This window comes from Aeromonas allosaccharophila (assembly GCF_000819685.1).
Taxonomy (GTDB): Bacteria; Pseudomonadota; Gammaproteobacteria; order Enterobacterales; family Aeromonadaceae; genus Aeromonas; species Aeromonas allosaccharophila.
In genome coordinates this window covers 26,294-53,095 of the sequence record NZ_CDBR01000053.1, presented here as the reverse complement: position 1 = coordinate 53,095, position 26,802 = coordinate 26,294, and the positions used below count along the sequence as shown (strand labels likewise).

Annotated in this window: 24 protein-coding genes; 9 read left to right on the top strand and 15 right to left on the bottom strand. The window is 62.3% G+C overall.

Features of this window, described 5'->3' with window-relative positions; genetic code table 11:
- Positions 1-17 precede the first annotated feature (17 nt).
- Positions 18-1,226 (top strand): cation:proton antiporter, encoded by a 1,209-nt coding sequence (locus BN1115_RS10100; RefSeq protein ID WP_042657055.1) that lies wholly within the window; start codon positions 18-20, stop codon positions 1,224-1,226.
- A 73-nt stretch (positions 1,227-1,299) separates the two neighbouring features.
- On the opposite strand, the gene BN1115_RS10095 is transcribed toward BN1115_RS10100, so the two are convergent.
- Complete coding sequence (locus BN1115_RS10095; protein WP_042058111.1) at positions 1,300-1,932, bottom strand: LysE family translocator; 633 nt, start codon at positions 1,930-1,932, stop codon at positions 1,300-1,302.
- A gap of 232 nt (positions 1,933-2,164) precedes the next feature.
- Between BN1115_RS10095 and BN1115_RS10090 the strand changes: the two genes are divergently transcribed.
- The 3 genes from BN1115_RS10090 to BN1115_RS10080 all read left to right on the top strand — a co-directional run bounded on the left by BN1115_RS10090 (position 2,165) and on the right by BN1115_RS10080 (position 4,787).
- The gene (locus BN1115_RS10090; protein ID WP_042657054.1) at positions 2,165-3,787 is read left to right on the top strand and encodes a methyl-accepting chemotaxis protein; all 1,623 of its coding nucleotides are present in this window, start codon (positions 2,165-2,167) and stop codon (positions 3,785-3,787) included.
- A gap of 176 nt (positions 3,788-3,963) precedes the next feature.
- Entirely contained in the window at positions 3,964-4,494 is a 531-nt protein-coding gene (locus BN1115_RS10085) for a DUF1523 family protein (RefSeq protein WP_005344342.1), read from the top strand.
- A complete protein-coding gene (locus BN1115_RS10080) occupies positions 4,491-4,787 on the top strand; it encodes a winged helix-turn-helix domain-containing protein (RefSeq protein WP_042657053.1) in 297 nt (98 codons plus the stop codon). Before BN1115_RS10085 ends, BN1115_RS10080 begins: the two co-directional genes overlap by 4 nt.
- Before the next feature lie 102 nt (positions 4,788-4,889).
- Here BN1115_RS10080 and BN1115_RS10075 read toward each other — a convergent pair whose 3' ends face one another.
- Together BN1115_RS10075 and rihA are read right to left on the bottom strand one after the other, a co-directional pair.
- Positions 4,890-5,357 (bottom strand): hypothetical protein, encoded by a 468-nt coding sequence (locus BN1115_RS10075; protein WP_042657052.1) that lies wholly within the window; start codon positions 5,355-5,357, stop codon positions 4,890-4,892.
- A 34-nt stretch (positions 5,358-5,391) separates the two neighbouring features.
- Positions 5,392-6,327, bottom strand: coding sequence for a pyrimidine-specific ribonucleoside hydrolase RihA (rihA, locus tag BN1115_RS10070; RefSeq protein ID WP_042657051.1), 936 nt, complete (start codon positions 6,325-6,327; stop codon positions 5,392-5,394).
- A 255-nt stretch (positions 6,328-6,582) separates the two neighbouring features.
- Here rihA and BN1115_RS10065 point away from each other — a divergent pair, with 255 nt between their 5' ends.
- Positions 6,583-7,278: an RluA family pseudouridine synthase gene (locus BN1115_RS10065; protein WP_128821466.1), complete on the top strand. Its 696-nt coding sequence runs from the start codon at positions 6,583-6,585 to the stop codon at positions 7,276-7,278.
- Positions 7,279-7,432: 154 nt separating this feature from the next.
- Here BN1115_RS10065 and udp read toward each other — a convergent pair whose 3' ends face one another.
- Entirely contained in the window at positions 7,433-8,188 is a 756-nt protein-coding gene (udp, locus tag BN1115_RS10060) for a uridine phosphorylase (protein WP_042657049.1), read from the bottom strand.
- 382 nt (positions 8,189-8,570) lie between these two features.
- Here udp and yiaY point away from each other — a divergent pair, with 382 nt between their 5' ends.
- The 3 genes from yiaY to BN1115_RS10045 all read left to right on the top strand — a co-directional run bounded on the left by yiaY (position 8,571) and on the right by BN1115_RS10045 (position 11,009).
- Positions 8,571-9,722 (top strand): L-threonine dehydrogenase, encoded by a 1,152-nt coding sequence (gene yiaY, locus BN1115_RS10055; RefSeq protein WP_042657048.1) that lies wholly within the window; start codon positions 8,571-8,573, stop codon positions 9,720-9,722.
- 137 nt (positions 9,723-9,859) lie between these two features.
- Positions 9,860-10,198 carry an outer membrane protein assembly factor BamE gene (bamE, locus tag BN1115_RS10050; RefSeq protein ID WP_005337980.1) on the top strand — a complete coding sequence of 113 codons (339 nt, stop codon included), beginning with the start codon at positions 9,860-9,862 and terminating at the stop codon, positions 10,196-10,198.
- 181 nt (positions 10,199-10,379) lie between these two features.
- Positions 10,380-11,009 (top strand): NAD(P)H-binding protein, encoded by a 630-nt coding sequence (locus tag BN1115_RS10045; protein ID WP_042657047.1) that lies wholly within the window; start codon positions 10,380-10,382, stop codon positions 11,007-11,009.
- A gap of 144 nt (positions 11,010-11,153) precedes the next feature.
- On the opposite strand, the gene BN1115_RS10040 is transcribed toward BN1115_RS10045, so the two are convergent.
- Entirely contained in the window at positions 11,154-12,848 is a 1,695-nt protein-coding gene (locus tag BN1115_RS10040; RefSeq protein ID WP_042657046.1) for a pyridoxal phosphate-dependent decarboxylase family protein, read from the bottom strand.
- A 222-nt stretch (positions 12,849-13,070) separates the two neighbouring features.
- Positions 13,071-14,087, bottom strand: a complete 1,017-nt coding sequence (lplA, locus tag BN1115_RS10035) for a lipoate--protein ligase (RefSeq protein ID WP_042657045.1) — start codon at positions 14,085-14,087, stop codon at positions 13,071-13,073.
- A gap of 428 nt (positions 14,088-14,515) precedes the next feature.
- Here lplA and BN1115_RS10030 point away from each other — a divergent pair, with 428 nt between their 5' ends.
- On the top strand, positions 14,516-16,978 hold the full coding sequence (locus tag BN1115_RS10030; RefSeq protein WP_042657044.1) for a diguanylate cyclase domain-containing protein: 2,463 nt from the start codon (positions 14,516-14,518) through the stop codon (positions 16,976-16,978).
- A 50-nt stretch (positions 16,979-17,028) separates the two neighbouring features.
- On the opposite strand, the gene BN1115_RS10025 is transcribed toward BN1115_RS10030, so the two are convergent.
- From BN1115_RS10025 to BN1115_RS09985, 9 genes are read right to left on the bottom strand one after another with little or no spacing between them, the layout of a single operon-like run.
- Positions 17,029-18,228, bottom strand: a complete 1,200-nt coding sequence (locus BN1115_RS10025) for an ABC transporter permease (RefSeq protein ID WP_042657150.1) — start codon at positions 18,226-18,228, stop codon at positions 17,029-17,031.
- Entirely contained in the window at positions 18,228-19,442 is a 1,215-nt protein-coding gene (locus BN1115_RS10020; RefSeq protein ID WP_042657043.1) for an ABC transporter permease, read from the bottom strand. The genes BN1115_RS10025 and BN1115_RS10020 overlap by 1 nt, the downstream gene beginning before the upstream one ends.
- Positions 19,443-20,132 (bottom strand): ABC transporter ATP-binding protein, encoded by a 690-nt coding sequence (locus BN1115_RS10015; protein WP_042657042.1) that lies wholly within the window; start codon positions 20,130-20,132, stop codon positions 19,443-19,445.
- Complete coding sequence (locus BN1115_RS10010) at positions 20,125-21,264, bottom strand: efflux RND transporter periplasmic adaptor subunit (protein ID WP_042657041.1); 1,140 nt, start codon at positions 21,262-21,264, stop codon at positions 20,125-20,127. The genes BN1115_RS10015 and BN1115_RS10010 overlap by 8 nt, the downstream gene beginning before the upstream one ends.
- A 27-nt stretch (positions 21,265-21,291) precedes the next feature.
- Positions 21,292-24,468 carry an efflux RND transporter permease subunit gene (locus BN1115_RS10005; protein ID WP_042657040.1) on the bottom strand — a complete coding sequence of 1,059 codons (3,177 nt, stop codon included), beginning with the start codon at positions 24,466-24,468 and terminating at the stop codon, positions 21,292-21,294.
- A complete protein-coding gene (locus BN1115_RS10000) occupies positions 24,461-25,501 on the bottom strand; it encodes an efflux RND transporter periplasmic adaptor subunit (RefSeq protein ID WP_042657039.1) in 1,041 nt (346 codons plus the stop codon). The genes BN1115_RS10005 and BN1115_RS10000 overlap by 8 nt, the downstream gene beginning before the upstream one ends.
- Before the next feature lie 33 nt (positions 25,502-25,534).
- Entirely contained in the window at positions 25,535-26,014 is a 480-nt protein-coding gene (locus BN1115_RS09995; protein ID WP_042657038.1) for a YeeE/YedE family protein, read from the bottom strand.
- A 13-nt stretch (positions 26,015-26,027) separates the two neighbouring features.
- Positions 26,028-26,441, bottom strand: a complete 414-nt coding sequence (locus tag BN1115_RS09990) for a YeeE/YedE family protein (protein WP_042657037.1) — start codon at positions 26,439-26,441, stop codon at positions 26,028-26,030.
- Positions 26,441-26,755 carry an ArsR/SmtB family transcription factor gene (locus BN1115_RS09985; RefSeq protein WP_042657036.1) on the bottom strand — a complete coding sequence of 105 codons (315 nt, stop codon included), beginning with the start codon at positions 26,753-26,755 and terminating at the stop codon, positions 26,441-26,443. The genes BN1115_RS09990 and BN1115_RS09985 overlap by 1 nt, the downstream gene beginning before the upstream one ends.
- Positions 26,756-26,802: the final 47 nt, after the last annotated feature.

Here is a 26,802-nt window from a genome sequence, read left to right as displayed (position 1 = left end):
GGCAGAAAGGAGGTTGTATGGATGCACACCTGCTTTACCAGAACCTGGCGGTGATCGCCGCTTTCTTGCTGGTCTATAGCCTGATCGCCGGGCGCTTTGAATCAAAACTGGTCAACGGCCCCCTGCTGTTTATGCTGGCGGGCTGGCTGCTGGGGCCGGGTGGTGTGGAGCTGATCGCCCTCTCCATCGACAGCGATGGCATCAAGCTGCTGGCCGAGCTCTCGCTGGTCATCGTGCTGTTCAACGATGCCGCCAATACCAACTGGCAGGTATTGCTGGCCAACCGGCAACTGCCGATCCGGCTGCTGCTGATAGGCCTGCCCCTCACCCTGGTCTGTGGCGCCCTGTTTGGCCACTGGCTCTTCCCCGACTTGCCACTGCTGGAGATGGCCATCCTCTCCACCATACTCGCCCCCACCGATGCGGCGCTCGGCAAGGCGGTGGTCAGCAACCCGGCCGTACCGGCACCGGTGCGTGAAGGGCTCAATCAGGAGAGCGGCCTAAATGACGGTATCTGCGTGCCGGTACTGCTCCTGCTGCTGGCCCTTATCGCCCCCACCGAGCAACATGCGGGCACCGCGACGCTGGCCATCACCCTGATGCTGGAGGAGATCGGCATTGGCCTGCTGGTTGCCTTCGTGCTGACCAGCCTCACCATCCGGCTGCTGAAAATGTCCTATCTCAACGGTTGGCAACTGCCGCTGTGGCGTCAGCTCACCATGCCGGGGTTGGCCCTGCTCTGTTTCGCGCTGGCCCAGACTCTCGGTGGCAGCGGCTTTATCGCTGCCTTTGTCGGCGGCCTCTTTATCGGGCGCAGACTCGGCGAGCACAAGCACGCCTACATGGACAGCTGCGAAGGCTACGGCGATCTGCTCTCGGTGGTGATCTGGATGGTGTTTGGCGCCACCCTGCTCCCCATGCTGCCCGAGCTGATGCAGTGGCAATACTGGCTCTATGCTGCCGCCAGCCTCACCCTGCTGCGGATGGTGCCGGTCTGGCTCAGCCTGCTCGGCACCGGCCTCAAGCCCGAGCTCAAGCTCTTTATCGGCTGGTTCGGGCCACGGGGCCTTGCCAGCATCGTCTTTGCGGTGATGGTACTGCAAAACCAGCCGGCGCTGATCGGCCAACGCCCCATCATCGCCACCGTGCTCTGCACCATTATTCTGAGCGTGTTGCTCCACGGCCTGACCGCCAACCCCTGGGTCGAGCGCTTCAAACCTCGCTGAGCCAGGCCGCGCCCATAAAAAATGCCACCGACCGGTGGCATTTTTCTTTTCTGGCGAGGGTCAATAACGGCGCTCAACCAAGCGCCAGCCAGACTCCCACTCCCAGCATCAGGGTACCGGCGATGCGGTTCATCAGGGTGACGTTGCCGCTCCTGGCGAGGAAGTGGCGCAAGGTGCGGCCACCGCTGGCGTAGAGCAGTAAGCAGGAGAATTCGATGACCAGGATCAGCGCCACCAGCGCGCTGATCTGCGGCGCCATCGGCTTGTCGGCAGAGATAAACGGCGGCAGCAAGGAGATCATAAAGGCCCACCCCTTGGGGTTGGCGATTGCGGTGACAAAGCCCTGCACCGCCAGCCCCATGGCGCTGGTCTGCTGACCGGCCGAGAGATCCGCCGGAATGGCCATCTTGCCTTTGGCCTGCCACATCTGGATGCCAAGCCATACCAGATAGGCGCCCCCGACATATTTGAAGGCGGCAAAGATCCCCGGATAGTTGAGCATGATGGCGGCCACCCCGATCACCGACAGTACCGAGACCAACCCGACCCCGATCAACTCCCCCCACATCATGTGCAGGGTACGGCGCACACCCAGGCTCATCCCCAGCGTCATCGACAGGGTCATGCACATGCCGGGGGTCACCGAGACAAAGAAAAAGGTCGGGATAAACAGAGCCAGAATGGCCGGATCGATCCAGCTGGACACAACACACCTCCATGGGACGAGAGCGGGGAATAACGGAAACCGGACAATATTGAATCAATACAGCCAGTTGTACCACATATTCAGGGGATTAAGCGTTCAATCATGCCTAAACGGCTCCTTGCGCACAAGGAAAAACCTTTTCTTCAGCACATTTCAGCAATAAAAGCCTGTGACAGCTCCTGACGCTAATGTGTAATATGTCGGTTCCTCCAATTTCGGATTAGAACTATCTATGTCATTGAATAATCTATCAATAAGAGTCCAAATCCTGATACCGCTGCTGTTGGCCAGCCTGCTGATGTTGGTGATGATCGCCATCAGTAAACAGGGGCTGGACGAAGCCATCCGTGACATAGATGAGACGACCCAGAGCGTGGTCCAGAACAAGGACGACATTGCCAAACTGATCCACGCCACCTACCGGCTGCGCACCAGCGCCATCTATGGCCTCTACGATGCCAAGCTGTTTGCCGCGCTGCCGGCGAACCTCAACAGCGCCGAGCAGGAGATCAATAGCATCCTCGCACGTCTGGTGATCCCCGGTGCCGAGCAGGATAACCGTCAGGTCGCTGCCGCCCTGCAGGCCTACCTCGGCCATACTCGCGGCAACATGCTGCCGCTGCTGGCGCAAAAACATCAGGGTGGCGGCGATCCGGTCGCCTACGAGGCGGCCCGCCTCCATTTCCGCGAGCTGGGTGAACAGCTGATCAAGCAGATCGACAGCATGTCTGCCCACATCAACCAGCTGACCCAGCAAGAGCTGGCTGAAGAGCAGGCCCACTATGACGCCACTCTGCTGCGTACCCTGCTGCTCACCGCCGGCACCCTGCTGGCGGCGCTGATCTGCGGCTGGGTGCTCTCCGGTCGTATCGTCAGCCCCATCGCCCAGTTGCAGGAAGTGATGCACGCGGTGGCGCAAGGGCGCTTCAACGTGCGTGCCAAGGCGGAGGGCAACAACGAGCTGACCCGTCTGGCCAAAGATATCAACCTCACCCTGACCCAACTCGGCAGCACCATAGAGAGCCTGACCGGCATCAGCAACAGCGTCGCCTCCGCCGCCACCGAACTGGCCGCCGTGATGACCCAGTCCGAGGCCAATGCAAGGCAGCAGCACAGCGAAATTGAACAGGTCGCCTCGGCCGTGACCGAGCTTTCCAGCACCGCTGACAACGTCAACCACAACGCCGCCATCGCCGATGAGCTGGCGCGGGATGCCAATGGCCGGGTCGAACAGGGGCTCGCGCTCTTTACCGAAAGCATCGCCGCCAACAGCCGGATGGCGGGCAGTCTGGAAGATGCTGCCGCCATCGTGGCCCAGCTCAAATCCCAGTCCGAGCAGATCGGCAAGGTGATTGAAGTGATCCAGGGGATCTCCGAGCAGACCAACCTGCTGGCGCTCAATGCCGCCATCGAAGCGGCCCGTGCCGGTGAAACGGGGCGCGGTTTTGCGGTGGTGGCCGACGAGGTGAGAATGCTGGCGGCCCGCACCCAGGACTCCACCAAGGAGATCCAGACCATCATCGAGCGGCTGCAGAGCCAGTCCCAGTCCGCCAACAACGGCGTGCAGGAGACGCTGGAGATCCTCAGCCATAACCAGCGCCTATCGGCTCAGGTGCAGGATCTGCTAAGTGGCATTACCGGTGCCGTGCGCCAGATCAACGACGCCAACGCCCAGGTCGCCACCGCCGCCGAGGAGCAGTCCTGCGTCACCGCCGACATCAACCGCAACATCACCAATATTCACGAGATCGTGAGCCAGAGCTCCGCCGGTATCAGCCAGAGCGCCACTGCCAGCAACGAGCTCTCGCAGCTCGCCGAGCAGCAGCGCAAGCAGCTTTCCCGATTCCAGCTGTAAGCACAGGAAGTGAACAAGAGAAAAAGGCCCGCGAGGGCCTTTTTGATTCACGGGGCAATCTGTTTGTCCCTGTTTTAAACGCCATTTTTTGGCCATTGGTGCCATAAGGGGCTGGGCTGCCCCGTCAAATATCGGTATGGTAGAGGCACGTTACTCCCCCCTCACGTGAGCACACCATGAGCCTGAGATTCAAGAAACCCGCCTTTATCGCCCTGGGGCTCATCGCCCTCATTTCCGCCGCCTGGCTCGACTACTATCTGCCGGAGCACACCATCGCCACCATCACCGGGGTCGAGGTAAAGCGCACCGACAAGGATGGCCCCATCAGCCAGAAGAACCCGGCTGACGGCCCCACCACCGACGTCTACTACATCTATACCGAGCGTCCCGGCGAGAAGATCCGGGTGTTCCGCAATGAAGATACCGAGTGGGGCTGGCCCTTCTACTTCAAGTTCAACGCCGCCGACGTGCAGGCCAAGGCCAAATCGATGGAGTTCGAGAAGCGTCTGGCCATCATTACTTCCTACGGCTGGCGCATCAACATGTTCTCCATGTTCCCCAACGTCACCAAGATTGAGAGCACCGAACCCGATGCCTCCACCTGGAGCTTCTTCCGCTGGTTCTGGTTCGGCCTCTGGGCACTGGTGATGGGCAAAGCGGCCATTGCGACCTGGCGCTACTTCGATCGTCTCGAGGACGAGATATGAGTGAACCGAGCAAGACCCGCACCAGCTTCTACCGGCGGCTCTACGTGGCCTGGCTGATCAGCCAGGGCACGGATACAGTGCCCGCCATCATGGAGGCGACCGGCATGCCGCGCCGCACTGCGCAAGATACCCTGAGCGCACTGGCCGAGCTCGATATCAGCTGCGCCTTCGAGCAGACCGAGGGGGCGCGCCACCTGCAGGGGCACTACCGCATCAGCGACTGGGGGCCGATCAACCCGACATGGATTAAGGCGCAACTGCCGCTTATCAAGGAGACGCTGAGCTATCCCTGATCCGGGAACCGCTCTGCAATATCACTCTGCACTAAATATATAGAGGGGCCAGCCGACAAGGCTGGCCCCTCTATTTCCAAGCCGATGGCGTGGCAGGTCGCCCTACTCGGGCATGGCCGAATCCTCCAGTTCTTCTTCCGACTCCCCTCTGGTGCAATCGATGATGGAGCGCTTGGGGTTGTTGGGATCGCGCAGCAGCAAAGGGGCGGAGCCTTCATCGTGCTGCAGCTCGTCACTAAACTCGCTGCCGTAGGCGTTGTGGGTCAACCGGCGGGCGTTGGCGATGGGGGTATCGACAAAGAGAGCGTGCACTTCAAAGCTTGCGGCAGGCACGATAAAGCCGACCACCGGCAGGCCGTGCAGCTCCTCGTGCACCTTGTACCAGGCAAAGCCGTCGCTCACCTTGTAGGGGGTGTAGTTGGCCAGCTGTAGATTGGCGGCTCTGCCCGTCTCATCCACATAGAGATCGGTAAACTCGCAGGTCGCCAGCCCCTGCCACATCCGCTCGAATGGCGTCGCACAACCCGTCAGTTGCAACCCGGCCAGCAGCACCACCCCTCTCTTCCACATTCCCTGCCCCTTCTTGCAAAAAGTGAATCGGCGCTCAGCCAAAGGCCCGCAGCCGCTCGACCAGCAGATCAATAAAGCCTGCCCGATCCAGCCCCAACAGCACCAGCGCATTGGCTGGCTTGCCGGTCAGACCATAACGATCCACCACCGTCATGCCGCAAGTATGGGTGCCGCCAGTCTCGATATCGACCCGGCACTCGACCCCGTGGAACAGCTCGGGAGCCAGCAACCAGGCAATGGTACAGGGGTCGTGCAGCGGTGCACCAGCAAATCCCCACTTGGGATCCCGGTGGTAGATCATGAAAAAGTCGAGCAGCCCGGCGACGCACTGGGCCACCGGATTGGTGATGGCGCGCACCCGCTCGATATCCTCGTCCATCACCTGCGCCTCATGAGTCACATCGAGGCCACACATGGTGATAGGAATACCCGACTTGAACACCATATCGGCCGCTTCCGGGTCCACATAAATATTGAATTCCGCCGCCGGGGTCCAGTTGCCGGCCCCTGCGGCACCCCCCATCAATACGATGCGGGCAATGTTTGGTTTGAGCTCCGGGTGAGCCGCCAGCAGCAGGGCGATATTGGTGAGCGGGCCGGTCGGCACCAGAGTCACCGGCTGCGGGCTCTCGCGCAGGCACTTGACCATCAATTCAAGCCCCGTCATGGCCTGCGGCGCGAAGGCGGGATCCGGCAGCGTGGGGCCATCGAGCCCCGATTCGCCATGGACGTTGTCGGCGATAATCAGCTCGCGGGCCAGCGGCTTGGGCACCCCCGCAGCCACCGGAATATCGTCCCGTCCCAGCAAGGTGAGGATGCGCAGGGCATTGTTGAGGGTCTTGTCCGGTGTCTGGTTGCCCGCGCTGGTGGTGACCGCCAGCACCTCAAGTTCGGGGCTGGCCAGCGCCAGAATGAGGGCAATGGCGTCGTCGTGGCCGGGATCACAATCGAGAATAACGGGCAGTGCCATGGAGAGGGTCCTTACAACATAACAGGGAGCCATACCTTAACAAGCAAGCTTCGGATGAACTCGGGAAGGGGTCACAAAACGGGGCCTTGCTGCTGACCCAGGCGGTTTGCACGGCACGCCGCCTCGTTCAAAGCGGCTCATTATCAAGAGGTTGCATGGCACCATCCCGTTCATTTCCCGAGGCAGTGCACCGCCCATTCGCTCGGCCGCGCTGGTTCGGGTATGATCGCCCCCCGTTCCCAGCCCGTGCGCCCTATGTCCGTTATCGTCGACACCTTTATCGCCCCGCCCTGCGAGGCTGCCATCGAGATCCTGTTCGAAGATGAGCAGCTGCTGCTCATCAACAAGCCGAGCGGCCTGCTGAGCCTCTCGGGCAAGAATCCGCAGAACCTCGACTCGGTGCATTATCGACTGGAGCAGGATTACCCCGGCTGCACCCTGGTGCATCGCCTCGATTTTGGTACCTCGGGTCTCATGGTGGTGGCCAGAAACAAGGCCATCAATGCCCTGCTCTGCCAGCAGTTCAGCCAGCGGACGGTAAGCAAGGCCTACAGCGCCCTGCTCTGCGGCCATCTGGCTGACGATGAGGGAGTGATCGATGCAGCCATTGCCAAGGATCCGGCGATTTTCCCGCTGATGAAGATCTGCGCCGCCAGCGGCAAACCCGCCCGCTCCCGCTATCAGGTGATTGAGCGGCTGGCGCAGCAGATGCAGGGTCAGGCTGTGCCACTGACCCGGGTAAGGCTGGTACCGGAGACCGGCCGCACCCATCAGCTGCGGATCCACTGCCAGCAGCTGGGCCACCCCATTCTCGGCTGCGATCTCTACGGCGGTCTGCTGTCACCCGGCTGCGAACAAGCACCACGGCTGATGTTGCATGCCAGCGAGCTGGATTTTGCACATCCGGTGAGCGGTGAGCCGATGCAGATCCGCTGTGCAGCGCCTTTTTAGGAGCAATCAGTAGAGGCCGTCAGTAGATGGCAATAGACGCGAGAGCGGCGGGAATAGTGAAAGGGGTTACTGGAGAGAAAAAGGGACAAACGGCGGATAAAGATAGGGGCCGTGCTTTCGCAACGGCCCCCACCCCCCACTCTTTGTGGTGCTATCAGATCAGCTTGCGGGCAGCGCCCAGTACGATCTTGATGGCATCAGATTCGGTCTTCGCCATGGTTTCGGCGTTCGGGATTTCCTGCTGGGTACGGTTGACGATAACGCCAGCTACCATACCGGCACGCAGGCCCTGGCTGGTGCACATGGTCAGCAGGGTGGCAGATTCCATCTCATAGTTCAGCACGCCCATGGCTTGCCACTCTTTCATGGAACCCTGGAAACGGCTCACTACGCGGCCGGATACGGTGTCGTAACGCTCCTGACCCGGGTAGAAGGTATCGGAAGAGGCAGTCACACCGATGTGCAGCTTGGAGCCCATCTCTTTGGCGGTGTTGACCAGCGCGGTGGTGCAGTCGAAGTCGGCAACCGCCGGGAACTCCATCGGTGCAAAGTGCAGGCTGGCACCGTCGAGGCGCACGGAACCGGTAGTCACAATCACGTCACCAACGTTCAGGTGCGGCTGGATGGCGCCGGTGGTGCCAATACGCAGGAAGGTGTTGATACCCAGCTGGGCCAGCTCTTCTACCGCGATGGAGGTGGACGGGCCACCGATACCGGTAGAGCAGATGATCACGGCCTTGCCGTCCATCTCGCCGCGCCAGGTAGTGAACTCACGATGGCTGGCCAGGTGCACCGGGTTATCCAACAGCTCTGCGATGCGCTTGACGCGCTCGGGGTCACCGGGGACGATCGCCAGGGTGGCGCCTTGCAGATCCGCTTTCTTCAAACCCAAGTGAAATACATCAGACATAGTGGACTCCTGGTTGCCCCCTGCCAGCATGGTCAGGGCGCAAGTTAAGATGATTCTTTATGATACTTTCAAGCCTTTACCCCCCTCTTCGGGGAGGCGCCAACTATGGTCGAAAGCGCTTTCCAATTCCTTGAAGCGCCTCACACTTCCACGCATTGACAGTCACAAAGATCGCGCAAAACGTTTGCTAACCCAATGAAATAATTGACAAACGTTTTTCTGAAAGCGGGTCTCGAACAGGGAAAGTCAAGCCCGGTTCAGCGCTTAATTAACGACTCGTGATCGACCCCGTAAAGTTGTAAATAAGATGCTTTTGTATCCCTTTCTAGATGGTAGCCTAGCGGCCAACTACCACTTAATGGCTAACTACAGGAAGTCCATCATGGCTACATTCAAGTTCTATATTCCCGCAATCAACCTGATGGGTGCCGGCTGTCTGCAAGAGGCCGCCGCCGATATCAAGGGTTACGGCTATCGCAAAGCACTGATCGTCACCGACAAGATCCTCAACCAGATCGGCGTGGTCGCCAAGCTCACCACCCTGCTGGCTGAACATGGCATTGAGAGCGTGGTTTTCGATGAAACCAAGCCGAACCCCACCATGACCAACGTCGAAGCGGGTCTGACCATGATCAAGGCCAACGGCTGCGACTGCGTCATTTCACTGGGCGGCGGCTCACCCCATGACTGTGCCAAGGGCATCGCGCTGGTGGCCGCCAACGGTGGCAACATCAAGGATTACGAAGGGGTGGATCGCTCCGCCAAGCCGCAACTGCCGCTCATCGCCATCAACACCACCGCCGGTACCGCCTCCGAGATGACTCGCTTCTGCATCATCACCGACGAAGCGCGCCAGGTGAAAATGGCCATCATCGACAAACACGTTACCCCGCTGATGTCGGTCAACGACCCCGAGCTGATGCTGGCCAAGCCGGCTGGTCTGACCGCCGCCACCGGTATGGATGCCCTGACCCACGCCATCGAGGCTTATGTCTCCACCATCGCCACCCCGGTGACCGATGCCAGCGCCGTGATGGCCATCGAACTGATTGCCAAGCACCTGCGCACCGCGGTCAACCAGGGCGATGATCTGCACGCCCGCGAGCAGATGGCCTATGCCCAGTTCCTGGCCGGCATGGCCTTCAACAACGCAAGCCTGGGTTACGTACACGCCATGGCGCACCAGCTGGGCGGTTTCTACGACCTGCCCCACGGTGTCTGCAACGCCGTGCTGCTGCCCCACGTTCAGGCTTACAACGCCCAGGTGAGCGCCGCTCGCCTGAAAGAGGTGGCCCGCTACATGGGTGTGGACGTGAGCGCCATGAACGACGAGCAGGGCGCTGCCGCTGCCATTGCCGCCATCAAGCAGCTGGCGCTGGATGTGAAGATCCCGGCCGGTCTGGAGCAGCTCGGCGTCAAGGCCGATGACTTCGATACCCTGGCCAGCAACGCCCTGAAAGATGCCTGCGGCTTCACCAACCCAAAACAGGCCAGCCACGAAGAGATCGTCGCCATCTTCCGCGCAGCGATGTAAATAGTTGCCTGATTGCCAGAAAGGGTCGCAGTGCGACCCTTTTTATTGGCTGATGGATCAATGGCTTTTTACTTCCGTGGAGGGAGTCGGTATGATTTGCCGAGCCAAAAAGACTGTATGGATGATCTGAACTCGATATGCGGATGAAACACCTGATTGCCGCGGCTTTGACCGCCCTCACCCTCTCCGGTTGCAGCCTGGTCTATCGCATTGATATTCCCCAGGGCAACTATGTGGAACAAAAACAGGTCGACAAACTGCGCCAGGGGATGACCCGCGAGCAGGTCAGCTATGTGCTGGGGACCCCCATGCTGCGCGACGGCTTTGACCCCAACACCTGGTACTACCTCTATGAATTCCAGCCGGGCCACGGCGACAAGGAGCGCAAAGAGCTCACCGTCACCTTCGCCAATGACAGGCTGACCACAGTGACGGGTGACTTCCCGCTGCCAGCAGCCTTCAATACCCCGCTCTGATATCTCGCAAAACCGGCCTCGCGCCGGTTTTGTTTTATCCAGCCCCGCACTATGTATCCTGCCCGTGATCCTGTCAGGGGATACTGTGTCATGTCCCCCATTGCAGCTACCCGTAAATTGCCTGATGCTGATGAGCAGCCACATGGCATCAACACCATCGAATGACACAGGGAGAATCCCCATGAGCCGGATCCTGATTGCCGGAGCCAGCGGCCTCATCGGTCGCGAACTGGTGCAGCAACTACCTGCCGAACATGAACTGACTCTGCTCTGTCGCAAGCCGGGCAAGGAGGCGCACCACTGGCTGCCGGTCAATTTTGATGATCTGGCCAGTGTCACCCTCTCCCGCCCGGTGGATATCGCCTTCTGTACCCTCGGCACCACCCGCAAGGAGGCAGGCTCTGCCGAGGCGTTTCGCCGGGTCGATCTCGACTATGTGCTCGCCTTTGCCGAACTGGCCCGCCGCCACGGTTGTCAACGGCTGATCGTGGTCTCGAGCATGGGAGCAAACGCATCGTCCCCAGCCCTCTATCCGCGTACCAAGGGGGAGATGGAGCAGGCCCTGCTGGCCCAATCCTGGCCACGGCTCGCCATCGTGCGGCCCGCCATGCTGCTGGGGGATCGCCAACCGCCGCGCCGCTCGGAGCAGATCTTTCAGGCCATCTATCCGCTGTTTCGACCGCTGCTGGTGGGCAAGCTCGCACGCTGGCGCGCCATCGAAGCCCAGCAGGTGGCCCGCGCCATGATCGCCCTATCGAAACTGCCCGCCGGGTGCGAAATTGTCGAGAACGAGCAACTGCTGGCCCTCTGAGCCCGGCCTTTTCCGCCGCTTTCGCATACCGTCGTGAAAACAGAAGGGCAAGCCAACCGGCTTGCCCTTTGCTTATCTGTTGGCGAGCACCCTCAACCACCACTGGCCACTATTGGCCGCCATCGGTGGTCAGGACGAGCGCCATCAACCGCGAATATGGTCGATAAAGGCGTCGATCTGCTCGCGGGTGCAGGCGGGGTTCATAAAGACTGCCTTCTCCCCGGCGATGTAGGAGTATTTGCCCCGTGCGTCGTATTCGGAGTGGGCTACCGCCTCCACCCAGTTGGTGTAGAGCCCCACCTTGCCGCGCCCCTTGAACAGGCTGCGGTGGTAGTCGGTGTTGCGCTGCAAACGGGCCTTGTAGGCGGGATCGCTGGAGCGGGCCAGCTCGAAGGCGAACTCGGCCTCCGGATCGATCACCCACTCGGGGTTGTAGATCTTGAAGCCCACGCTCGGCCCCTGATTCTCCTGCGCCACCAGCTTGACATTGCCGAGCTGGCTTAGCCGGAAGCGGAAGTAGTTGGCATTTTGCAGGCAGTGGGCCAGCACGGTGCGATACCCCTCGACCCCCATGTAGTTGAGCGCCGCATAGGCACCGAACAGGCCGCTCGCGCCGCGGGAACATTCGATGGTGGATTGCAGGTGGGTCTGGCCCTGAATGTCCCGCTCAAAATAGGAGAAGTTCTCCGGGTCATTCTCCATCGCCTTGAGATCGTCCTGCTCCTTAATCATCACCAGACTGGAGGTGTAGGGCACATAGCCCCACTTCTGGAAGTCGACGGTGAAGGAGTCGGCATATTTCAGCTCGGCAAAACGCGCCACGTTGCGCTCGATCCCCGCCAGCGTCGCGCTGTTGATGGCGAGCGGGTTGGTGGCAAAGTCGTAATCGAGGAAGAAGATCATCGACCAGCCGATGGCCGCATCGACGTGGATATGGGGCTTGACCGTCACCTCGAACTGCTCGCAGAGGCGATTGCGCAGCTCGAACACGGGTTTCACCTGATCCACCCCAAAGGTGTCGGTGGTGCCCATGGTGAGCATGATGGTAGGAACCACGTGCTTCAGAGCAAAACAGGCGGTCAGGGTGCGCTCAAGATGGTCAAGATCGATGTCATTGTTCTCGCCGACCTGAATGCGGATGGTCTTGTTCTCGATATCGACCCCGAGCAGGGAGAGGTTGGTGATGTTGGAGTAGTGGCCGCCCTGGGAGTTGATAATGCGGTAATCCTGATAGTGGCCGAGCCCCTTGTGCTTGGCCTCCGGCAGGCTTTTGCGAATGCCGAGCAGGTAGCCATAGAGGTTACAGAAGGTCCCCCCCTGGGTGAAGATGCCGGTGGCACGCTCGGGGTCATAACCCGCCAGCAGCGCAATCTGGCGCACCACCTTCTTCTCCAGCTCCTCGGCCACCCCGGCATATTCGGAGTAGACCAGATTGGGGTTGGCCAGAATGCCCAGCTGGGCGCCGTAGATAGCGGGATCCGCCGACATGGTGATGACGTTCTCGACGCTGGAGGGGTTCTCCCAATCCTTCGACAGGGCAGCGGCAAACAGCAGTTCGGCCATCGGCTCGCCCGGGGTGCGCATGGTGGCGGGCACCGGCATGGTCTCGCAGAGATCGGCAAGGCGGGCGCGGCCATCAGGCCAGGCGTTCAGACGGGCATCCGGGGCCAGGCCACGGGCCCGAAATTCATTGAGGGTGGCAAATCCGGGTTCGCGAAAAACCGGCCAGAGATCGGGATTGCGCGAGAAAAAGTTGGCTTTTACGGCTGCAAACCGGCTTGAGAACTCGGGGTGGACGGCGTTGACGCTTTCGTCTTTCAGATAAACTAAGTCACTCATTTTTATACCATTAGTACAGAAAATGTGCGGCCGTTATACCCCTGTGCCAGCGGGGCCGACAGCGACAATATCTAATGGCCTACCCTACTTTTTGTCATGTATCAGCCATGACAAGGGCTGGCAAAAAGGCGCCTTTGGGGCGCCTCTTTGCATTTCGTGATCTCGTTCACATGTTGGCTGACATAGTCCTTACTACCAGACGGCCATCAGCCAGCGTCCCCCTCAACGCAGGGAGGCTAAAAGCCACTGGGCAAACTCCGCCAGCTCGACCTGTTGCTGCGGGAAGGCCGCCAGCCAGGGCTGCAGGCGCGCGGCAACCGCCTCCGACCGATAGTCGCAACCAACCAGCTCGACCGCCAACACGTCGAACGGAGCTGGCTCCAGGGTATCGCTGAACAGCTGCGCCCGGGTGATTCCCCCCTTCTCCACATCAAAGTGCAGCTCCACCCCGCCCCAGCTGAACCGCTCCTCCAGCAGATGGCTGAACGCCGGTGCATGGCCATAGTTCCACTCCCAGCTGCGCTGGCGGGCGAAGGTCTCGGCAAAGCCGGGCAGATCCGGCATCTGCTCCGGGGAGATATGCTCGGGTTCGACCCGCGCACCGTAATGGTGGAAAAACGCCTCGGCAAGCGCCTCGCACACCTGCTGATGCTCGATCCCCGGCTGCAGCTCGCACAGGTTCGCCACCCGGCTGCGCACCGAGCTGATCCCCTTGGCGGCCAGCTTCTTGGGGTCGGGATTGAGGTAGTTGGCGAGGCGGCCAAGATCGGCGTCCAGCAACAGGGTGCCGTGGTGGAAACCGCGATCCAGGGTCTCCCGATAGGCTGATCCCGATACCTTGCGCTCCCCGTCCGGGGTGGCCACCAGCAGATCGTTGCGACCGGAGGCAAAGGCCTCGCTCCCCAACCGCTTGAGCCCGTCCAGCACGATGGCGGTGGAGATGCTCTTGTCATACTCCGGCTTGCCCGCCATGAAGGTGAAGCAGCTGTTGCCAAGGTCGTGGAACACGGCGCCGCCGCCACTGCTGCGGCGCGCCAGGGTCACACCATCCTCCTCCATCCGGCGGGTATTGCACTCCTTCCACGGGTTCTGGGCCCGACCGATCACCACGGTATTGGCGTTGCGCCAGAGGAACAGCACCCGCTGGCCGGGGTCCATCTGGCGGAAGATGCACTCCTCGACAGCCAGATTGAACAGGGGATCGTGAGAGTCGGAGAGAAGCAGACGCAAGCGGGACATAACAGGACCTTATCCGGAACAGGGGGCAACATGATAACACTGACGGGGCCATCACAGACCCGTTTCACCTTAACCGGTGCGCAGCAGCATGGATACATTGGCTTCACACCTGACAGCCCCATAAAAGTATCTTTTGATATAACGACACAACTTGACGTGAAACCGCGAAAAAAATGCAGCCAAGCCACAATGGCAACGATAAAAACGGGAAAAAATGGCTAGAATGCGACCACTTTAATTGGCCATATGGCTCTCTTCTTCGTCACATAACTCGCCAAAAAACAGTATGCGCATATCGAGTGTGATGAATGACACAAAAATGACTTTTAATGTCCCGGACACCCCATTGCAAACGCCTTTTCCCCTCTTGCAGGTTAAAACGAATTGCTTGAATCTAGCTTAGACACCGCCTCCCGAGAGAACGCTGTATGACGGAGAACGCCGACCCCCGCCAGCGCCCCAGCTGGTTCCTGCCGATGCTGGTCAGTATGGTCATCGCCACCCTGATCTCTCCCCCCTTGCGGGCCGAGGAGCAGGTCATCGTGCAACTGCCCTGGCAACATCAATTCCAGTTTGCCGGTTACTACGCGGCCATCGCCAAGGGCTTCTATCAGGATGCCGGTCTACGGGTCACCCTGCGCGAGGCGAACGACCGGACCGATGTGGTCAGCGAGGTGATCTCGGGAAAGGCCCATTTTGGCATCAGCGGCAGTGACCTGCTGCTGGACCGGGCCGCCGGCCGCCCGGTGGTGGTGCTCGCCGCTCTGCTGCAACACTCGCCACTGGTGCTGCTGACGCTGGAGCGGCCCGATATCCGCAACCCGGCGGATCTGGCCAACAAGCGGCTGATGCTGGAGCCGGGCTCCAACGAGCTGCTGACCTATCTGACCCGGCATAACGAGCGCCGTGACTGGGTCACCGTTCCCTATGAGAGAGGACTGCAGGCACTGCTGGCGGGCGAGGTGGATGCCATCAGCGCCTACAGCTCCACCGAACCCTTCTATCTGCAGCAAAAAGGGATCCCCTATCGGGTCTTCAGACCGCGTACCGTCGGCTTCGACTTCTACGGTGACAACCTGTTTACCTCCGAGCGGGAGCTGATCACCCGACAGGATCGGGTCTACGCCTTCCAGCAGGCGAGCCTCAAGGGGTGGCGCTATGCGATGGATAACCCCGAAGAGATGATCAACCTGATCATGGAGCAGTACCCGAGCGGCGCGGGTCGTGACCAGCTGGCGTTCGAGGCCCGCGAAACCAGAGCGCTGATGCAGCCGGATCTTGTCGAACCGGGTTACATGCAGCAGGAGCGCTGGCTGCAGATCGCCAAAACCTATCTGGAGGCGGGCATGCTCCAGGTGCTGCCCAACCTAGGCCACTTCATCTACGACCCGGCGCAAGAGCGGCTGCGCCAGCAGCGCAAGTTGCTCGACAAGAGCGTGGCGGTGGCCATGCTCGTCACCTTTACCCTGATGACCCTGCTCGGCATCTTCTTGCACCTCTATCTGCGGCTGCGTCAGGAGGCGCGGGATCGCCAGCGGCTGACCCGTGAACTGGCCCAGAGCGAACAGCACTACCGCTTCGTGGCGGAGAACAGCGCCGATGTGATCTGGACCATGGATGCCACCAGCTTGCGCTTTCGCTATGTCAGTCCGGCCATCGCCGCCCTGAGCGGCTACGAGGCCCCCGAGCTGTTCGCCATGCCGCTCAAGCAACTGCTGCCGGATGCCTCGCGGCAACTGCTGCGCGAGGAGATCTCCGCCACCCTCACCGCCTGGCAACGGGGAGAATACGACCAGACCCGCCGGGTCATCCGCACCCAGTTGCGTCACAAGCATGGCCATCTGGTGGCGACCGAGACCATCACCACGCTCCATGGCAGTGGTGCGGCCCAACCCGAGGCGATCCTGGGCGTCACAAGGGATATCACCGAGCGGGCGGCGCGGGAGGCCATGATGCACCGCCTCGCCTTCTACGACCCCCTCACCGGCCTGCCCAATCGCCGCCTGCTGCAACAACGGCTTAAGGAGCTGCTGGAGCAGGAGGCGCCCCGTCCGCTGGCGCTGATGTTTATCGATCTCGATCACTTCAAGCCGATCAACGACACCTTCGGCCATGAGACCGGGGATATCCTGCTCAATCTGGTGGCCGTACGAATGCGTCACTGTGTGCGGGAGCAGGATCTGGTGGCGCGGCTGGGTGGCGACGAGTTCGTCATCTTGCTGCCCGATACCGGCGATGAAGTGCTGGCGGTAGCCGACAAGCTGCACCGGCAGTTGCGTGATCCGTTCCAGCTGGAGGGGCAGGAGCTGCTTATCTCCAGCAGTATCGGGCTGGCGCTCTATCCGGAGCACGGGGAGGATGCCAAGACCCTGATGCACCAGGCCGATCAGGCAATGTATCAGGCGAAGCATCGCGGCCGTGGCCGGGTCTGCCTCTTTAGCGCAGGGCTTGATCCGGAGCAGGGCGCCCTGCTGTGGCAGCCCGGCCACGAGTGCGGTCACCCGCGCATCGATGCCGAGCATCGCCAGCTGTTCGTGCTGACCAACCGGCTGCTGGAGCGGGTCAAGGATCAACACGAACACCCGGCCCCGTTTCTGGAGAGTCTGGAGAGCCTGTTCGAGATGGCCCGTCACCACTTCGCCTTTGAAGAGCAGATGCTGGCGGAGATCGACTATCGGGAGCTGGCCAGCCACCGTCAGGATCACCAACGCCTGCTCAACAAGGCAGGCCAGCTGCTGCACGCCGCCAGAGCGGGGACGCTGGGCAACGACGAGCTGCTCAACTTCATCATTCAGGAGCTGGTGGTCGGCCACATGAGTCAGGCGGATCGCCGCTACTTCCCCCTGTTCAGATCAGAGCGCTGCGTGCCGGTTGCGGAGGTGGTCGCCTAGTCCCCCCTGTTCAGGCCAGAGCGCAACCTGCCGGTCGCGGAGGTGGTCGCCTAGTCACCTCGCAGGGCAACCACTGGGTCGAGACGCACTGCCCGCAGCGCGGGGGCGACCCCGGCCAGCAGGCCGACCAGCGCGCTGCAACCGAGCGCCAGCAGCAGATAGAGAGGATGGAGGGTGAGCGGCAACCCAGACACCAGCAATGCGAGCAACAGCTTGAGCCCGCCGAGCAGGGCCAGCCCCATGGCCCCGCCCAGCAGCGCCAGCACCACGGCTTCGAGCAGGAACAGCAATAGGATGCGGCGCCGCGGGCAGCCCAGCGCCATCAGCAAGCCCACTTCGGGGATCCGCTCCTGCTGGGCGATGCTCATGATGCTGAAGATGCCGACCGCCCCGATCAACAGCGAGATGATGCCGAGCCCACCAACCGCCAGCTTGATGATGGAGAGGATCTTGTCGAGGCTGGTCAGCATGTCCTGCTGGGAGGTAAGGGTAAAATCCTCGGCGCCATGGCGAGCGATCAGCACCCGCCTGATCTGGGCGGAGATATCGGCCTCCCTCTGCCCGGCGCGATAGATGACGTCGATCTCCTGCAACCCCTCCTTGTTGAACAGCGCCTGGGCGTGGGCGGCGGGCAGATAGATCATGTCGTCCAGATCAAAGCCGAGAAATTGCCCTTTGGGGGCCAGCACCCCGGCCACCCGAAAACGGCGATCACCGGCGCGCAGCAAGTTCCCCGGCGCATCGCCACCGGGAAACAGCTCCGCCGCCACCTTTGAACCCAGCACCGCATAGGCGCGGGGCATGGCGCTGTCGTCCGCGGGCAGAAAACGCCCCTGCACCAGGGTGAGGCGCCAGCCGGAGAGCGCCGCCGGGCCGGTGCCCAGAATGGCGGTGCTGCGGGTCAGCCCGCGGCTGCGCACCTCCCCCTGCCCCTGCACCACCGGCAGTGCCGCCTCTATACCCGGCAATCTGGCGAGGGCATCGGCATTCTCCAGCAGCAGGGGACGGCTGCTGGAGAGAATGCCGGGCGGGCCGCCTGCGGTTTCGGTCTTGCCCGGCGTCACGGCGATCAGCCGGGTGCCAAATTGGGAGAAGCTGTCGAGCAGATAGAGCCTGAGCCCCTCGCCAATCCCGGTGAGCAGGGTCACCGAAGCGATCCCGATGGCGATGCCGAGCGCCGACAGCAGGCTGCGACTGCGCCCTGCCAGCAAGGCGCGCCAGAGCCAGAACAGCAGATCGGCGGCGCGCATCAGCCACCGCTCCACTGCCCGCTGCGCAGGCTGCTGACCGGATCCTGCCGTGCCGCCCGGGAGGCGGGCAGCCAGCTAAAGAATAGCCCGGTCAGCAGGGCCGCCGGTATGGTGCAGAGGGTAGCGAGCAGAGGGACGGCCGCTGGGAAACCGGGCCACACCAGCCCGGCGAGGGCAACCAGGGCATAGCCCAGAGCAGTGCCAAACAGCGCGCCACTGCCGCTCAACAGCAGCGCCTCCCACAAAAACAGCTGGCGGATCTGGCGACTGTCGGCCCCCAACGCCTTGAGCAGGCCGATCTCGCCAGTGCGCTGGCGGGTGCTGATCAGCGCCAGATTCATCATCATGATGCCGGAGACCAGCAGGCTGATGGCGCCGATGCCGGCAACTGCCAGGGTGAGGGTCGAGAGAATGGTGGAGAAGGTGGCCAGCATGGCGTCACGGCGCACCACGGTCACATCGAGCATCCCGTGGCGCGCCTGCATCAGCTGCTCCAGTCGCTTGACCAGCGGGGGCACCGCTTGCCCCGCCAGCGGCTGGATCAGCAGCCGAAACAGCCCCTCGGTGTTGAACAGCCGCATGGCGCTGCCCACCGGGATCAGCGCCGCCTCGGCCATATCCATTCCCAGATTGCTGCTCTGGCTGGTGAATACCCCCACCACCCGAAAGCGGCGATTGTCAAAACGCAGCCACTGACCGACCGGATCGGCCTGACCGAACAGCTCACGGGCCACCTTGGCCCCGAGCAGGACGGCCGGTCGATCCTCTGCGGCATCCCCCGGCAGCCAGCGGCCGGAGAGCAGCTCCAGCCCGTGGGTATCGCGCAGCCCGTTGCTGCTGCCAAGCAGCATGGTCTGGCGCAGCCGCGCCCCCTGTTTGGCCTCGGCAAAGCCCATCACCAGCGGCACCAGCCGCACCTTGGGCTGATGCTGGCCAAGGTAGTGCATATCATCGAGAGTGATCTGCCGCAGACTGTTGCCGGTGACCGGCGGCAGCCCGCCTGTGGTCTCCTTGCGGCCCGGGAACATCACCAGCAGATCCTTGCCAAGGGAGCTGAACTGGTCGGCCACATAGCGCCTCGCCCCCTCCCCCAGCGCGGTGAGCAGCAGCACCGAGGTGACGCTCAGACTCACCGCCAGGATCAAGACCAGCGCCCGTGAGCGCTGGCGCAGCAGGGCTACGGCGGCAAAGCGGATCACATCGGGGCGCCGCATTCAGCCACCGCCGCTATCAATGTTGATGCGGCCATCGTTCATCAGGATCCGCCTGCCCGCCCTTTCACCGAGGCGCGGATCGTGGGTCACCACCACCAGCGTGATCCCCTGCTCCCGGTTGAGCTCCTCCAGCAGGGTAATCACCTCCTCCCCGGAGCGGGAGTCGAGATTGCCGGTGGGCTCGTCGGCCAGGATCAACCGCGGTGCCATCGCCATGGCCCGGGCGATGGCCACCCGCTGGCGCTGACCGCCTGAGAGCTCTGCGGGCCTGTGGTCGGCCCGGTTCTCCAGCCCCAACTCCCCCAGCAACTGCTGGCTGCGGCGATGGCGCTCGGTGGGGGCGATCCCGCACAGCATCAGCGGCAATTCGACGTTTTCACGAGCGGTGAGGCGGGAGATGAGGTGAAACGACTGGAACACGAAACCGATACGGTGGCCGCGCAGCTGGGCCAGCGCAGGTTCTGACAGGGTGGCGGTATCCTCGCCCCCCAGCCAGTAGCGCCCCTCATCGGGCCGATCCAGCAGCCCCAGCACATTGAGCAGGGTCGATTTGCCGGAACCCGAGGGGCCCATCACCGCCAGATACTCCCCCTCGGCAACCCGCAGGGAAACACGATCGAGGGCGGTCACTTCGCTCCCCCCCAGAGTGAAACAACGGCTGACGGCCTCGAGGCGAATGAGATCACTCATCCGGCTGCTCCGTGGCAGCGCTAAAGGGGCCCTCCCCGACAATCTGTCCGGGCTGGGCGGCTAGCCGATCACCGGCGGCGAGCCCTTCGGCCACCTCAATCCAGTTCCAGTTCTCCACGCCCCAGCGGGGCACCACCCGCACCAGCCTATCCCCTTCCAGCCGCAGCACGCTGCCATCGTCGGCCCGGCTGCTGGCCGCTACCCGCAGCACATCGGTGGCGCGGGTCACCTCGACCTCAAGGTCGGCACTGTAGCCGATAAGCAGGGGGACATCGGTGGGCAGGGCAGTGAGCGTAGCCTCCACCTCCACGGTGCGGGCCTGCTTCTCCAGCTCCTTCACATAGGGGGCGATGCGGGTCACGGTGGCGGCGAAATCGCGTCCGGGCATGGCATCGAGCAGTACCCGGGCAGACTGACCCACCTTGAGGCGGGCGGCATCCACCTCATCGATGGGGGCTGAGACATACAGACAGTTATCGTCGATAAGATCGATAACCGGGGGCATGGCCACTCCGGGCGGTGAGGGGGTCATGTACTCGCCCAGCTTGCTGTTGACCTCCGCCACCACCCCGGCAAACGGTGCCTGCAGGCGGCGCTCGCTCAAGCGAGCCTCCACCTGGGCGACCTGCGCCTCATCGACTCGCTCCTGCTGACGGGATGCGCGGCAGATATAGCGGCGGGTATCGGCCAGATTCTGGGCCTGCTCGGCGAGCGTGCGGGAGGTGAGGTTTTTGGCCAGCAAGGTGGCCAGCCGGTTGGCCTCCCGCTCGTAGTAGGCCGCCTCGCTGCAACGCTCCTCGCGCTGGGTCTTGCCAAGGGCCTGCTGGGCGCGGGCCCGGGCGAGATCGGCGTGAATATCGTCACTCCAGAGGGTCAGCAGCAGATCTCCCCGGGCTACCCGCTCCCCGGCCTTGACGGAGATCTGCTCCACCACGCCGCCACCGGGTAGACTGAGTCCGGCCCGCTGACACGACTTGATGGTGCCAGCCCGGGTGTTGACCACAGTGACCAGCACATCCCCCCGCCCGACCTCTGCCAGTCTGATCGGCGTCGGCTGCGGTCGCCACCACCATGCCACAGCAGCCACCGCCACCACGGCGCTACTTACCCACCACAACCAACCTCTCTTCATCGCGCATCCTTTCGCTAGTGACTCCCGTCATGTGCGTCGGGAGAGCAGGGCATAATAGAGCAAGGGTATCACCACCAGGGTGAGCAAAGTGGAGACCAGGATCCCGAAAATCAGGCTGATGGCCAGTCCGTTGAAGATGGGATCATCGAGGATAAACAGGGCTCCGATCATCGCCGCCAACGCCGTCAGCATGATGGGTTTGGCCCGCACCTGCGCCGCTTCGATCACCGCCTGCTCGAACGCCACTCCGGCGCTGCGCTGCTGCTCGATAAAGTCCACCAGCAGGATGCTGTTGCGTACGATGATCCCGGCCAAGGCGATCATCCCGATCATCGAGGTGGCGGTAAACTGGGCCCCCAGCAGGGCGTGGCCCGGCATCACCCCTATGATGGTGAGCGGAATGGGAGCCATGATGATGAGCGGCACCAGATAGGAGCGGAACTGGGCCACCACCAGCAGGTAGATGAGGATCATCCCCACTCCGTAGGCTAGCCCCATGTCACGGAAGGTCTCGTAGGTGATCTTCCACTCCCCGTCCCACAACAGCGCCACCTCTCCCAGTTTATCCGGCTGCTGTACGTAATATTGGGGCAGATCGATGTCGGCACCGGCGGCAAACATGCCGTAGAGCGGGCTGTCGGTATGGCCACCCATGTCGGCCACCACCATCACCATGGGCTGCATGTTCTTGTGCATGATATAGCTGGGGGCCACCTCATCACGGCGACTCACCAGCTCGGAGACCCGCACCAACTGGCCGCTCTGGCTGCGCACCTTGAGGGCCAGCACGCCCGCCAGATCCCGTTTGTCACCGGGTGCCAGTTCGATGCGGATCGGCACCGGATACTTGGCACCATGCCCCTGCAGCCAGCTGGCATCCTGATAACCCACCCCGCCATTGAGGGTGTTCACCAGATCCCCGAGATCGACCCCGAGCAGGGCCGCCTTGCTGCGATCCACCACCAGCCGCCACTTGGGCTGCGGGTCGGTCAGATAGATATCCACATCCACCAAATCCGCCGTGGCCACAAAACGGGCCTGTACAGCGCGAGCGGCCGCTTCGCGGGCGGCCTGAGTCGGGCCATAGATCTCGGCAACGATGGGGGACCAGACCGGCGGGCCGGGCGGCACCTCAACGACTTTCAGGTTGCCCCCTGCCGCACTGGCGATGGCCTGCAGCGGCTCCCGAACCGACTGGGCAATCTGGTGACTGCTGCGATCCCGTTCATGCTTGTCCACCAGATTGACCTGAATATCCCCCACGTTGGCGCCGCTGCGGATAAAGTAGTGGCGCACCAGCCCGTTGAAATTGATGGGGGCGGCGGTGCCGGCATAGATCTGGTAATCCTTCACCTCTTCCACCTTGGCAAGCTCCCGCCCGACCGCCAGCAGGGTGCGCTCGGTCTGCTCCAGGGTCGCCCCCTCCGGCATATCGAGCACCAGCTGAAATTCCGACTTGTTGTCAAAGGGGAGCATCTTGAGCACCACCCACTGCACCACCGGCATGGCGGTGGCGGCCCCGACCAGCAGCAACACCAGCAGCCAGAGCTTGCGTCTGGCACGCTTGGCGCCGTCACCGATCAGGAAAGGGGTCATCAGCCGGTGAAAAAGACCAGCCTTGGCCTCGCCGTGAGCAGCATGCACCTCACCCTTGAGCAAATGGTTCGCCAGCCAGGGGGAGAAGATAAAGGCCACCAGCAGGGAGATGAGCATCCCCATGCTGGCATTGATGGGGATGGGGCTCATGTAGGGGCCCATCAGGCCGCTGACAAAGGCCATCGGCAGCAGGGCCGCGATGACGGTCAGGGTCGCCAGTATGGTTGGCCCCCCCACCTCTTCCACCGCCCCCGGAATAAGATCCTTGAGCGCCCCCTTGCCCAAACCGCGATGGCGGTGGATGTTCTCCACCACCACGATGGCGTCATCCACCAGAATGCCGATGGAGAAGATCAGCGCAAACAGCGACACCCGGTTGAGGGTAAAACCCCAGGCCCAGCTGGCAAACAGGGTCAGCGCCAGGGTGATGACGATGGCCACCCCCACCACCAGCGCCTCGCGCCAGCCCATGCTCACCAGTACCAGCAGCACCACCGCCGTGGTGGCAAAAATCAGCTTGCCGATGAGGGTGTTGGATTTGGTCTCGGCGGTGACGCCGTAGTCACGGGTCACCGTCACCTCGACCCCCGCAGGGATAAGCCGGTTCTGCAAACTCTCGACCCGCGCCTCCACCCGCTTGGCCACCTCGACCGCGTTCTGACCCGGCTGCTTGCCGATGGCCAGCGTCACCGCCGGATAGCTGCGATCCCCCAGCCCCATCCAGCTGCGTTTGGTCGGGGTCTCCTGACCCAGAGAAACCCTGGCCACATCCGCCAGATAGACCGGCTTGCCGTCGTGCAGCCCCACCACCAGCTCGCGGGCCTCCTGCTCGCTTTGCAGGAACTGCCCCACCTGTACCTTGATCTCACTGTTGTTCTGCTCGATAGCCTGTGTGGTGCCTACCTGATTGGCGACCGCCAGTCGCTGGCTCAGATCGCCCCAGCTGATGCCGTGGGCGCTAAGGGCCGCCGGATCCGGCATCACCCGCAACACGGCACCTTGGCTGCCCAGCGTGTAAATATCGCGGGTACCGGGAATGCGCTTGAGTTCGGTCTCCAACTCATGGGCGACCCGGGTCAGCTCGGGTGCCCCCAGTTGCTTGCTCCCCTCTTTGTTCCACTCTTTGCTCCATAAGGTCAAACTGACGATAGGGACATCGTCGATCCCCCGGGGTTTTACCAGTGGCTGACCGACTCCGATCCCCTGTGGCAGCCAATCGCGGTTGGAGTCGAGCTGGTTGTTGAGATCGACGATGGCCTGCTCGCGGCTCACCCCCACCTTGAACACCACCACCAGCAGGGCGCCATCAGGTTGGGAAAAAGAGTAAAGGGTATCAATACCCTTTATCTGGGAAACCACCTGCTCGGCAGGGGTAGTGACGAGGGATTCCACTTCAGCCGGGGTGGCTCCCGGGAAGGGGATATAGACATCGGCGAAGGTGACATCGATCTGCGGCTCCTCCTCCTTGGGGGTCACCAGCACCGCAAACAGGCCGAGCAACAGCCCCACCAGCGCCAGCAGCGGAGTGATGGCCGAGCCCTGAAACAGCGCAGCCAGCCGACCCGCGAGCCCCAGCCTCTCCCTGTTGCCGTTCAGATCGCTACTCATGGGCCACCTCCTGCTGCTGCGCCCAGGCATCGGGGGCCAGCTTGTCACCGGCTTGCAGCCCGGCCAGGATCTCGCACTGTCCCTCGACGCAATGGCCGACCCGCACCGGTGTCAGGGCCCAGCCAGCGGGCTGCTGCAGATAGACGCCGTTGAACTCCCCTTGCCGCAGCAGGGCGCGATCCGGCACCTGCAACACCTGACGCTCACCCTGCTTGAGCTGCACCTTGAGCCACATGCCGGGCAATACCCCGGCGGTTTGCGGCGGCAAGTCGAGGCGCAACTTGAAGGCGTGGCTCTGGCTGTCGGCATAGTTGAAGCGGGTCAATTTGACCGGGGTAACAGACTTGCCATCCGGCAGCAGCACCTGCACATCCGCAGGCTCACGAGCAAGCGTCAGGGCGGATTGGGGCAACTCCACCTCCACCCGCAAGGTGTCGAGAGAGAAGCCGGAGAGCAGAGGGGTGCCGGGGGCAACTGTCTCCCCCAGCTCTACCAGCCGTTTGGTCACCACTCCGGCGTAAGGGGCCAGAATGCGGGTATAACCGTAGGCCTCGCGAGCCTGAGTGAGAGCCGCATCGGCAGCGTTCACCTCGGCACGGGCGGCGCGATCCGTCGCCTGGGCATTGTCGAGCTGGGCGCGGGTGATCACCCCCTTGGCAATCAGCGCCTGAAAGCGGGCGAGCTGGCGCTCGGCTTCCACCCGCTGAGCCTGCGCCCGCGCCAGCCGCGCCTCAGCACCCGTGACGGCGGCAAACTGCTCCTTGCCGCTGATCTCCAGCAGCGGTTGCCCCGCCTGCACCTGATCGTTCACATCCACCAGCATGCGGGAGACCCGGCCGCTGGTCTGGGCCGCCACCGTCCCCTGATTGATGGCACTGACGGTGCCATCCAGCGTCAGCCAGTCGGTCACCGGCTGTGGCGCCACTGTCAACGGGGGCTCTGGCTCCCCTTCAGCAGCAAGGGCCCGGGGGGATGTCATGGCCTGCGATGTCATCACCAACAAGGTGATCCCCAGCAACCGGATCTTTTCCATCATTACTCTCCTTCCCTGGCGTAATCTGTCACTTCACGGGATCAGGCGGTATGGGACTGGCGCACCTTCATCCACTCCCCGAGCTGGCGCCTTGGTCAGCACCCTGGCCAGCCCTTTGTCAAACAGCAAGATCCCGGCCACCATGGCCGCTATAAACAACATTATCATGGGCTGCCCGCTGGAAATGAGACTCAGAGCAGGCCCCGGGCAGATACCCACCAGCCCCCAGCCGATACCAAACAGCACGGCCCCGCCGATCAGCCGGCGCTCCAGTCTGGGAGCCGGTACGGCGACGATGGGCTCTCCCAGCACACTCTGGCTACGGGGTTTCACCAGCAGAAAATAACCCGGCATAAAGACCAGCAGGGCCCCTCCCATCACGAAGGCGAGGCTGGGATCCCAGGCCCCGGCCAGATCGAGGAAACCGGTGACCCGGGCGGGATCCATCATGCCGGAGATGGCCATCCCCAGTCCGAACAACACACCCGCAAACAAACTTGTCAGCAACTTCATGGCAATCAGCCCCTTACAGCAGATGATGAGTGACGAAGACGGTGATAAAGCCAGCCGCCATAAAGGTCAGGGTGGCGACGATGGAGCGCAGGGAGAGCCGCCCCATGCCACAGATGCCGTGGCCGCTGGTGCAGCCATTGCCAAGACGGGTACCGATGCCGACCAGCAGACCTGCCAGAAACACTACGGGCCAGCCGGGCAAGGTGGTGAATGCGGGCATACTGGCCCAACCCAGAGTCAGCGCCAACCAGGCGCCCGCCCCGAGCCCCAGCAGAAACAGCACTCGCCACGGTGCACGGTGTTGCAGCGCACCGGCCAGAATGCCGCTGATCCCGGCCACCCGGCCGTTGAACAACATCAGGATCAGGGCCGACAGCCCCGCCAGCATGCCGCCGCCCAAAGAGAGCAGCCATTGGCTTTCCATCATCAAGATTCCTTATTTTCTGAGTGACAAAAATGGGTTTGCAGCGCCCCCAACACATCGGCAGCCGCCTCGCTCACCAGCGAGTAGTAGATCTGCTGGGAAACCTTGCGCGAACGGATAAGGCCATAGCGCTTCAATACCGAAAGTTGCTGGGAGAAAGCCGACTGCCCGAGTTGGCTATGGGCCAGCAGCTCCCCGACCCCCTTCTCCCCCTCCACCAGCTGGCAGAGCACCATCAGGCGTTCGGGATGAGCCAACGCCTTGAGCAGGGAGGCGGCGGCTGTCGCATGTCTGTTCATCTCGTCGAATTGGCCCATAAGAGTAAATTAGCAATTGCTGATATTTGTTCTATTGTATAAAACAA

What these genes read in the sequence shown, in the direction of transcription:
- BN1115_RS10100 (WP_042657055.1), top strand. Translation starts at nt 18, where the DNA reads ATGGATGCACACCTGCTTTACCAGAACCTGGCGGTGATCGCCGCTTTC.
- BN1115_RS10090 (WP_042657054.1), top strand. Translation starts at nt 2,165, where the DNA reads ATGTCATTGAATAATCTATCAATAAGAGTCCAAATCCTGATACCGCTG.
- BN1115_RS10085 (WP_005344342.1), top strand. Translation starts at nt 3,964, where the DNA reads ATGAGCCTGAGATTCAAGAAACCCGCCTTTATCGCCCTGGGGCTCATC.
- BN1115_RS10080 (WP_042657053.1), top strand. Translation starts at nt 4,491, where the DNA reads ATGAGTGAACCGAGCAAGACCCGCACCAGCTTCTACCGGCGGCTCTAC.
- BN1115_RS10075 (WP_042657052.1), bottom strand. Translation starts at nt 5,357, where the DNA reads ATGTGGAAGAGAGGGGTGGTGCTGCTGGCCGGGTTGCAACTGACGGGT.
- rihA (WP_042657051.1), bottom strand. Translation starts at nt 6,327, where the DNA reads ATGGCACTGCCCGTTATTCTCGATTGTGATCCCGGCCACGACGACGCC.
- BN1115_RS10065 (WP_128821466.1), top strand. Translation starts at nt 6,583, where the DNA reads ATGTCCGTTATCGTCGACACCTTTATCGCCCCGCCCTGCGAGGCTGCC.
- udp (WP_042657049.1), bottom strand. Translation starts at nt 8,188, where the DNA reads ATGTCTGATGTATTTCACTTGGGTTTGAAGAAAGCGGATCTGCAAGGC.
- yiaY (WP_042657048.1), top strand. Translation starts at nt 8,571, where the DNA reads ATGGCTACATTCAAGTTCTATATTCCCGCAATCAACCTGATGGGTGCC.
- bamE (WP_005337980.1), top strand. Translation starts at nt 9,860, where the DNA reads ATGCGGATGAAACACCTGATTGCCGCGGCTTTGACCGCCCTCACCCTC.
- BN1115_RS10045 (WP_042657047.1), top strand. Translation starts at nt 10,380, where the DNA reads ATGAGCCGGATCCTGATTGCCGGAGCCAGCGGCCTCATCGGTCGCGAA.
- BN1115_RS10040 (WP_042657046.1), bottom strand. Translation starts at nt 12,848, where the DNA reads ATGAGTGACTTAGTTTATCTGAAAGACGAAAGCGTCAACGCCGTCCAC.
- lplA (WP_042657045.1), bottom strand. Translation starts at nt 14,087, where the DNA reads ATGTCCCGCTTGCGTCTGCTTCTCTCCGACTCTCACGATCCCCTGTTC.
- BN1115_RS10030 (WP_042657044.1), top strand. Translation starts at nt 14,516, where the DNA reads ATGACGGAGAACGCCGACCCCCGCCAGCGCCCCAGCTGGTTCCTGCCG.
- BN1115_RS10025 (WP_042657150.1), bottom strand. Translation starts at nt 18,228, where the DNA reads ATGCGCGCCGCCGATCTGCTGTTCTGGCTCTGGCGCGCCTTGCTGGCA.
- BN1115_RS10020 (WP_042657043.1), bottom strand. Translation starts at nt 19,442, where the DNA reads ATGCGGCGCCCCGATGTGATCCGCTTTGCCGCCGTAGCCCTGCTGCGC.
- BN1115_RS10015 (WP_042657042.1), bottom strand. Translation starts at nt 20,132, where the DNA reads ATGAGTGATCTCATTCGCCTCGAGGCCGTCAGCCGTTGTTTCACTCTG.
- BN1115_RS10010 (WP_042657041.1), bottom strand. Translation starts at nt 21,264, where the DNA reads ATGAAGAGAGGTTGGTTGTGGTGGGTAAGTAGCGCCGTGGTGGCGGTG.
- BN1115_RS10005 (WP_042657040.1), bottom strand. Translation starts at nt 24,468, where the DNA reads ATGAGTAGCGATCTGAACGGCAACAGGGAGAGGCTGGGGCTCGCGGGT.
- BN1115_RS10000 (WP_042657039.1), bottom strand. Translation starts at nt 25,501, where the DNA reads ATGGAAAAGATCCGGTTGCTGGGGATCACCTTGTTGGTGATGACATCG.
- BN1115_RS09995 (WP_042657038.1), bottom strand. Translation starts at nt 26,014, where the DNA reads ATGAAGTTGCTGACAAGTTTGTTTGCGGGTGTGTTGTTCGGACTGGGG.
- BN1115_RS09990 (WP_042657037.1), bottom strand. Translation starts at nt 26,441, where the DNA reads ATGATGGAAAGCCAATGGCTGCTCTCTTTGGGCGGCGGCATGCTGGCG.
- BN1115_RS09985 (WP_042657036.1), bottom strand. Translation starts at nt 26,755, where the DNA reads ATGGGCCAATTCGACGAGATGAACAGACATGCGACAGCCGCCGCCTCC.